This window comes from uncultured Ralstonia sp. (assembly GCA_913056305.1).
Classification (GTDB): domain Bacteria; phylum Pseudomonadota; class Gammaproteobacteria; order Burkholderiales; family Burkholderiaceae; genus Ralstonia.
On sequence record CAJXMR010000194.1, the window covers coordinates 1 to 8,788 of the forward strand.

Here is an 8,788-nt window from a genome sequence, read left to right on the forward strand (position 1 = left end):
CAGCGGAATGGCCTCCAGACTCAACTTGCCAAACATCGTCAACTCCTAGGAATTCGTGCGCGCGGCTTTGGACACCGGCAGGGCGGACTGCACCGGCAGCGGACGCGTTGCGGCTTCAGCCGTGGCGGTGGTGCAGCTGGCGCCTTCGAGCGCCTCGTCGAGCGTCAGGACCTTGTCCTCTCCGCCCATCTGGCCCATGTATTTGTGCAGGATGCTGTGGTACAGCGTCGGGTCCACCGTGGCGTACACCGCCGGCGGCACCTTCTCGCTGGGCTTGGCCAGCTCGGCGTAGCCATCCTTGGTCAGGACCTGCGGCGCGGTGCGAACCTGCTTGACCCACGCGTCGAATTCTTCGTTGGTCATGGCGGTGGCCGTGAACTTCATGCCCGTGAAGCCGGCGCCGCTGTAGTTGGACGAGATGCCGTCGAACGTGCCGGTCTCGTTGGCGATCAGGTGCAGCTTGGTCTGCATGCCGGCCATGGCGTACACCTGGCTGCCCAGCTGCGGGATGAAGAACGCATTCATCACCGAGTCGGACGTGATCTTGAAGTTGATCGGCGTATTGGCCGGGAAGGCGATCTGGTTGACCGTCGCGATCTTCAGTTCCGGATAGATGAACAGCCACTTCCAGTCGAGCGAGACGGCCTCGATGGTGATCGGCTTGACGTCGGATTCGATCGGCTTGTACGGATCGAGCGCGTGCGTCGAGCGGTAGGTGATCACGCCCAGCACGATGATGATCAGGCACGGGATCAGCCACACCACCGCCTCGATGGCGTTGGAGTGCGCCCAGTCCGGCTCGTAGCGAGCCTTGGTGTTCGATGCGCGGTACTTCCACGCGAACACCAGGGTCAGCACGATCACGGGGATGACCACCAGCAGCATCAGGCCGGTCGCCACCAGGATCAGCGTCTTTTCCTCGGCGCCGATCATGCCCTTCGGGTCCATGACCGTCAGGTTGCAGCCCGCCAGCAGGAGGGGAATGCTCGCGGCCAGGAGCCGCTTCATATGTGGAACGAGTGTGTTCTTCATGTCTTGCACAGTTGCGCCGGCGATGCTTCCGGACATCACAGGGGCCAAACACGCCCAAAGGCAGAAAACGCGGGAAATGACAAAAGACCATGCCCGAGGCGGACCGGGGGTACCGATCGCTCAAGCGAGTCTTGGATCACATCAGGCGCCGATCAGGGTGAAGCAATAACCCAGGGACGCCGCTGACGGGTGGACTTCGCCCGTGGATGGCACGGGCAAGGACGAGCGCCATCGCATCGCACAAAGCGATGGACGGTTCATCGGGGGCGTTTGGGTGTGAAGCAGACACTACATCTGGCGCCCGTTGGGGAGCGCGTATGGAAGTGGATTTGCGGGCGCGATCTTACAGAAAGATGGGCCACCGGATCGCGCAAATTGCTCAGGCAGCAAGAATTCGCCGACAATTGACAATTGGCTTACGAAGCCTTTGGCTAGGGTTTACGCGGCTTGGCGGGTAGGCTGCGCAAAAGTGGATGTTGTTGCACTGCGACAATCAGCCACAGTGGTGCGCACCCCACCGCGACCCAACATTGGCGCCCGTGTGACGCCCCGGTTATCCGGCCAATTGCGAGCCGTTTGTACCCCGACGGGCAGCGTTAACGGCAACGGGGACGTCCCTCACCCTGCAGGCACGTCCCCGTTTTGGTGCGGCGCGGCCCGAACGCCACACCGCAGTCACGTCAAACTCAGTCGCCCAGCGCCGCCCCTTCGCGGCGCGGGTCGGCCCCGCCGGCCCAGACCCATGCGCCGCCCTCCTGCTGGCGCCGCACGATGGCCTGCGTGCCGCTGGTCATCTCGATCTCGGCGACCTCATGGCCGCGCGCCTTGAGGCCCTGCACCAGGGCCGGCGTCACCAGCCCCTTCTCCACCTCGGTCGGGCCGTTGCGGCTGCCGAAGTTGGGCAGGTTGATGGCGTCCTGCACGTCCATGTTCCAGTCCAGCAGGCCGATCAGCGTCTTCGACACATACTCGATGATCTGCGAGCCGCCCGGCGAACCGACCGCGGCCACCAGCTTGCCGCTCTCGCGATCAAACACCAGCGTCGGCGCCATCGACGAGCGCGGCCGCTTGCCCGCCTGCACGCGGTTGGCGACCGGCTTGCCGTTCTCGCTGGGCACGAACGAGAAGTCGGTGAGTTCGTTGTTCAGCAGGAAGCCGCGCACCATCAGGTGCGAGCCGAAGTAGCTCTCGATGGTGGTGGTCATGGAGATGGCGCCGCCGGCGTTGTCCACCGCCACGATCTGCGAGGTCGACAGGCGCGGCGGCGAGCGGTCCGGCGCGAGCGCGGTGGTGATGGGAGTGCCCGGCGGCAGGCCTGGATCGGCACGGCCCATGCTCTTGTCGCCGATCTGCTCGGCGCGCGCGGCCAGGTAGCCGGGGTCGATCAAGCCTTTGACGTTGACCGGCACGAAGTCGGAATCGGCCACGTACAGGCCACGATCCGCATAGGCCTGGCGCCCCACCTCGGACACCACGTGCGCGGCATCGACGCTGGGCTCGAAGCCGGCGGCGCGGGTGGTGGGCTTGGGCGTCATGGCGGCCAGCGCGTACTTTGGATTGCGCGCCTCCAGTGCCTGCAGGGTGCCCAGCATCTGCGCGATGGCGATCCCACCCGACGACGGTGGCGGCATGCCGCAGAGCTTCCAGCGCTTGTAGTCGGTGCAGATCGGCTCGCGCTCCTTGGCGCGGTAGCCGCGCAGGTCAGCCAGCGCGAGCGAGCCCGGATTGCTGCTGCCGTTGACATGTTTGACGATGTCGGCGGCGATCGGCCCGGTGTAGAGCGCGTTGGGGCCGCGCTTGGCAATCTCGCGCAGGGTCTGCGCCAGCTGCGGGTTCTTCAGCATCGTGCCGACGGGCTTGGGCTTGCCGTCGGCCGTGAGGAAGTACGCCGACAGCTCCGGCGACGTGGCGATGAACTTGTCCGCCGCAATCTGCGTGTACAGGCGTGGCGAGATCGGGAAGCCCTGCTCGGCCAGTTCGATGGCCGGCTGGAACAGGCGGGCCCACGGCAGCTTGCCATGCTGGCGATGCGCCAACTCCAGCACGCGCAGCGCGCCCGGCGTGCCGACCGAGCGGCCGCCGATCTGCGCTTCGCTGAAGCCCATCGGCTTGCCGTCGCGCATGAAGAGGTTCTCATCGGCGCCGGCCGGGGCGGTTTCGCGGCCATCGTAGGCCTGCACGCGCTTGCCGTCCCAGTACAGGATGAAGGCGCCGCCGCCGATGCCGGTGGCCTGCGGCTCGACCAGCGTGAGGACGGCCTGCATGGCGATGGCCGCGTCGATGGCGGTCCCGCCCTGGCGCAGCATGCGACGCCCGGCTTCCGCAGCGAGCGGGTTGGCGGCGGCGGCCATGTGATTCTCGGCATAGACCGTCGTCATGCCGGAGCGGTAGCCCGAGGCGACCTCCGGCGGGGGCGGCAGCGAGGCGTTCGATTCAGCCGGTGCCGGTGCCGGCGCGGGCGCCGTCGTCGGCTCGACGGGTTGCGTGGAACATGCACCAAGCAGTGCCAGTGCCGCAGCCAGCGCCAGCGGGCCACGCACGCGCGCCAAGGAGGGAGCCTGCGTTCTCATGCGATCGTCCTCGGGATGCAAAGCGCTGATTGTAGGACGCAGATGCCGCGTTGCGTGCCCCAAACCACCCGACATCGCACAGAAATTCGATTGGGCACGCCCTTCTTTATGAGGCGTTCATAAAAAAGACGCTGAAGCCCCTTCCGAGGCTCCAGCGTCTGGTCGGCGACGGGTGTCGCCGGCGTCTTATTGCTTGGCGCCGTCGGTGTACGGGTCCGTGGCCTTGCTGCCCTGGGTGTAGGGGCTGGTGGCATCACCGGCACGCGCGCCCTGCGTGTACGGGCTGGTGACGTCGCCGGCGCGTGCGCCCTGGGTATAGGGGTCGTACTTGCCGTTTTGCACGTTGCCGGTCTGCACGCCCGGGTTCAGGGCGTTGGCCGTGCTGTTGTTGGCGCCCTGCGTGTACGGGTCGAACTTGTCGCCCTGTTTCTGCAGGTATTCGTAGGTGTCTGCCTTGCGATCGGCGCCTTGCGTGTAGGGGTCCGCTTTCTTGTCGGTTTGTGCGGAGGCAATGCCGGCGCTCACCACCGCGAAGGCGGCCACCGACGTTAGAACAATACGTTTGTACGACATGTGCAACTCCTTTTGCGGGTGGCGCTAGCGCCAACCCTTGCTTCATATGAACGATTCCGGACGTCATTGCCAGGTGCTTTGATAGGACCATAGCAATGACAACCGCTGACCTGATCTGCCCGGATGAAGCTAGGTCGGGTCCGATCGAAAGTCAAAAGTCAGGAAATACGTAGGCGCCTTGCTGCTAGGCGCCACGAGCCAGCCGTATCAAAAAAAAAAAAGCAGCGGAACAAGGAACGGGGGGCACGATGACACAGCCTGCACACTTGCTGTGGATCGCGTTGGGTTGTGGCATTGCCGGTCCGCTGGCTGCACTGGCCGGCGGCGTGCAGCAGCCTGACATCCAGCTCGATCCCACCACCGTCACCGGTTCGGTCGCCACTGCCGCTGCTACCGGCGAGACCGCCAGCGAGGGCTACGTGCCCCGCGCTCAGCTGGAAAGCCGCCCGCTGCTGCGCCCCGGGGAGCTGCTCGAAACCGTGCCCGGCCTGATCGTCACGCAGCACAGCGGCGACGGCAAGGCCAACCAGTACTTCCTGCGCGGCTTCAATCTCGACCACGGCACCGACCTCGCCACCACCGTGGCCGGCATGCCCGCCAACATGCGCACGAACGCCCATGGGCAGGGCTATACCGATCTCAACTTCGTGATCCCCGAACTGGTGAGCGGTATCGCTTACAAGAAGGGCACCTACTTTGCCGAGGAAGGGGATTTCGCCACGGCCGGCGCAGTGCGGATCGACTACCTCGACAAACTGCCGCGAGGGCTTGCCCAGCTCGAACTGGGCCAATACGGTTATCGGCGCGGCCTACTTGCCAACTCCAACGACATCGGCCCGGGCACCCTGCTCTACAGCTTCGAATGGCTCGGCCAGAACGGGCCGTGGGTCGTACCCGAAGGTGTGCACAAACTCAACAGCGTGCTGCGCTATACCTTGCCCCTGAGCGGCGGCGAGCGCATCGCCCTGACGGCCATGGGGTACAAAAACGAGTGGACGTCGACGGACCAGGTGGCGCAGCGCGCGATCGACCGTGGGTTGATCTCGCGTTTCGGCAGCCTGGACCCCACCGACGGCGGCATGGACTCGCGCTACAGCCTGTCGGCCGACTGGCTGCGCCCGCTCTCCGACGGGCAATTCAAAGCCAACGCCTACTTCATCAAGAGCCGGCTGGCGCTGTTCTCGGACTTCACCTACGCGCTCAACAACCGGAAGCGAGGCGATCAGTTCTTGCAATGCGAGGACCGCGCGACCGCGGGCATCAATCTCTCGCGCACCTGGCTTGGCGAGATCGCCGGGCATGACAGTGAAACCGAGATCGGTTCGCAGACACGGAACGACCGGCTGGACCCGATCCTGCTCGCGCTCACGCGGGCGCGGCACCCCTACGCGCTGGTGCGCAGCGACACCGCGCGTGAAACCAGCACCGCGCTCTACGTGCGCAACAGCACGCAGTGGCTGCCGTGGCTGCGCACGCTCGCCGGCCTGCGTGCCGACCAGTTCTGGTACAGCGTCGCCAGCAGCAACCCCCTCAATTCGGGCCAGGGCTCAGAGCACATCCTCAGCCCCAAGCTGGGCGTGGTGCTCTCGCCTACCGCGCGCACCGACGTGTTCCTCAACTGGGGGCGCGGCTATCACAGCAACGACGTGCGCGGCACCACCACCACCGTCGATCCGTTGACGCACAAGGCCTTGCAGAAGGTCAGCGTGCTGGTGCCGGCCACCGGCTACGAGATCGGCGTGCGCACGAAGGAGCTGGCGCGCGGGCTGCAGCTGTCGGCGTCGCTGTGGCGGCTGGACATCGGCTCGGAGCTGGTGTTTGCGGGCGACACCGGCACCACGCAACCGAGCCGCCCGAGCCGCCGCACCGGCGTGGAACTCGCGGCGTACTACACGCCCTCGCCCGCGTGGATCATCGACGCAGATGCCGCCTTTTCGCGCGCACGCTTTCGCGATAGCGCCCCGGTCGGCGACTACATCCCCGAGGCCATCCAGGCCACCGCATCAGCAGGCGTGTCATGGACGCACAACCGCTGGACACTCGGCGCGCGCACACGCTACTTCGGCCCGCGCCCGCTGATCGAAGACAACAGCGTGCGCTCGGCCTCGTCGTTCCTGGTCAACCTGAAGGTGGGCTACCAGGTGCAGAAGAACGTGCGCGTCTTCATTGAAGTGCTCAATGTGTTCAACCGGCAGGTCAACGACATCGACTACTACTACCCATCGCTGCTGCGCGGCGAGACCTCGCCGTTGAATCCCGACGGCACAGCGGCCGGCATCAACGATCACCACATCCACCCGGCCGAGCCGCGTACGGTACGGGCGGGGATTGCGTGGAATTTCTGATGGCGGTGGCTAACGCGGAAAAGAAAACGGCCTCCACAAGGGAGGCCGTTTGAAGACTGGTGCGGCTGCAGGACTCGAACCCGCCACCTGATGATTACAAATTTCCTTGCAAATCAATAAGTTACTGATAATTAAGGGAAAGCTAGGCTAAGAGAGGGAAACTAGCTTCTCCTTAGGAATCAGTAACTTAGGCTAAGTTGGGCAAACCAAGAATAGCTGGCGCGTGTACCGGCATCGTACCTGTCATCGGGTGGTCCACGTTTGGACACGGATCCGGCCTGCACCCAAATGCCCCCACCGATGCCCCCAGCTCGGTCAGACTGGACCGAGCACTGGGCAGCCCTCTTCCTCTTGGCGCTCGCGCCTATGACGGTAGCAGCGACCTCAGGTCTGGCCTGGTCGCCTGCTAGGCGCGCAACTGTCTGCGGGCGGCGCTCCGGTATAGTCGCCACTATCCGAAGACCGGTGAGGCGAACGGTGGGGCGTGTCACTACCCAAAGACGAGAGCATCAGGCATTCGAATCCTTTCGGCGGGACTTCCTACTGCCTGAAGGACGGGTGCACTACAGCGATAAGCCGGATGTCGTAATCGATGGCCCGCGCAAGATTGGCGTGGAGATCACCGACTTGCATCTTGTTGACGGAAAGAACCCCGACAGCGAGCAAGTGCAACGGCAACACCGCGAGACTGTACTCGCACGCGCACAAGCGCTGTATATGGAAGCTGGTGGACGGCCTATCGAGCTTGTTGTTGCGTTCGCTTACGCAGAGCGCAGGATTGCCTCCGACGAACGCTTGTCTTGGATTCCGCCCGGGCGCTTCCTGCTTAATCGCGGCTTATGCGGTTTGCTGCTGACCTCATGGCGAACAGACTACGAAGAGCGAGCGATAGAGAGCGATCTGTGCGTCATGGCGGGGCTGAAACAGCCCCCGAGGTTTGACGATGTGCAAAGCTGGGTGCAGCAGGCATCTGTGCAAATGATGTTCCGTTGACTTGCTTTGATGGCATTGATTTCCCGCACGCTCGATCTTGTGAGAAGGACGCGTTGGCTGGTCATCGACGCCCGGTCGGTTTCTACGCCTGCAGCTTGTCCAACTTGGCTACTAGATCCTCGGCCCGTAGGTGGGTATAACGCTTCAGCATCTGCATGGACTTGTGCCCGCTGATCGTGGCGACCTCTTGGTCGCTCAACCCCGCCTCGACGAGCCGACTAACTGCCTCATGTCGTAAATCGTGGAAATGCAGGTCGGCCAGGCCAAGGTCCTGCACGATACCCGCCCACAGCTTCTGAAACACATACGGTTTGCGCTTCCCATCTCGCCCGGGCTCCCCAAAGAACACCAAGTCTGTATCAATCGGCCGTATTGGGTTGTCGAGTGCTGAACGCAGGATGTCTGCCGCCCTACGTGTCAATGGCACGACACGCCCGGAGCCGTTCTTTGTGTCCTTGAGGGTAACGACCCGTCGATCCAGGTCTACTTGAGAGCGCCGCACGCCAGTGATCTCTGACGAGCGCATGCCTGTTTCGACAGCTAGCCCCACAATCCACCCCAGCATTGGATTGCTGTGGGCGGCTGCCGCCGCGAAAAGGCGCCCCTGCTCTTCTTGGCTCAGGCGCCGATCGCGGCCGGCGCCGGGACTAGGTTTGCGAATATTCGCGACCGGATTGAATGTCAGCCCGATTCCCCACTCCTGAATCGCGATTCGAAACAGATGCCCCAGCATCGCCAACTCGATGCGCACCGTATTGTTCGACTTACCTGCCGCCAAGCGCTCATCGCGGTACTTGGCGACCAGGTCAGCACTGACGGCCGCCATCGAGTACTTCCCGAAGAACGCCTCCAGGTGCTGGGCTGTGAATCGTTCGCTACGTTGGGTAGTCGGCTTCTTCGTTACCGAGACCTCTTCCATGTAGCGCTTCAGCGCGCCGGCGACGGTCAGCTTCTCGGACGGCGCACGACATACGTACACACCTCGGACCATCTCGTCTTCCGTCCGGCGCGCCCAGTCCTCGGCGTCGCGTTTGGTGCGGAAGGTCTTGGCCGTGGTCGGCCAGCCGAGCTTGCGAATGACCGCCTTCCACGTGCCGGAAGGCGTCTTGACGATGGTCGCCATGTACCTGTTCTGAGAGCTGACTGTACCGAAAATGTACTTTTCAACACCCAGAAAGCACAAGGGGTTACGCGAAATTCACGTAACCCCTTGATTTTATTGGTGCCGGCTGCAGGACTCGAACCCGCCACCTGATGATTACAAATCAACTGCTC

At 63.8% G+C, this 8,788-nt stretch carries 6 protein-coding genes; 2 read left to right on the forward strand and 4 right to left on the reverse strand.

The features are described from left to right. Positions 1 to 45 precede the first annotated feature (45 nt). The 3 genes from cyoA to QZ609_RS21255 form a co-directional block, all read right to left on the reverse strand. The gene (gene cyoA / locus QZ609_RS21245; RefSeq protein ID WP_295499245.1) at positions 46 to 1,008 is read right to left on the reverse strand and encodes a ubiquinol oxidase subunit II; all 963 of its coding nucleotides are present in this window, start codon (positions 1,006 to 1,008) and stop codon (positions 46 to 48) included. Between the two features lie 710 nt (positions 1,009 to 1,718). Next, on the reverse strand, positions 1,719 to 3,602 hold the full coding sequence (ggt, locus tag QZ609_RS21250; RefSeq protein ID WP_295499247.1) for a gamma-glutamyltransferase: 1,884 nt from the start codon (positions 3,600 to 3,602) through the stop codon (positions 1,719 to 1,721). 186 nt (positions 3,603 to 3,788) lie between these two features. Next, the gene (locus QZ609_RS21255; RefSeq protein ID WP_295499250.1) at positions 3,789 to 4,175 is read right to left on the reverse strand and encodes a hypothetical protein; all 387 of its coding nucleotides are present in this window, start codon (positions 4,173 to 4,175) and stop codon (positions 3,789 to 3,791) included. 248 nt (positions 4,176 to 4,423) lie between these two features. Here QZ609_RS21255 and QZ609_RS21260 point away from each other — a divergent pair, with 248 nt between their 5' ends. Together QZ609_RS21260 and QZ609_RS21265 are read left to right on the forward strand one after the other, a co-directional pair. Beyond that, positions 4,424 to 6,520 carry a TonB-dependent receptor gene (locus QZ609_RS21260; protein WP_295499252.1) on the forward strand — a complete coding sequence of 699 codons (2,097 nt, stop codon included), beginning with the start codon at positions 4,424 to 4,426 and terminating at the stop codon, positions 6,518 to 6,520. Between the two features lie 558 nt (positions 6,521 to 7,078). Next, positions 7,079 to 7,513, forward strand: a complete 435-nt coding sequence (locus QZ609_RS21265) for a hypothetical protein (protein WP_295499254.1) — start codon at positions 7,079 to 7,081, stop codon at positions 7,511 to 7,513. An 82-nt stretch (positions 7,514 to 7,595) separates the two neighbouring features. Here the strand turns inward: QZ609_RS21265 and QZ609_RS21270 are convergent, their stop codons facing one another. Beyond that, positions 7,596 to 8,636, reverse strand: a complete 1,041-nt coding sequence (locus tag QZ609_RS21270; protein ID WP_295499257.1) for a site-specific integrase — start codon at positions 8,634 to 8,636, stop codon at positions 7,596 to 7,598. Positions 8,637 to 8,788 lie beyond the last annotated feature (152 nt).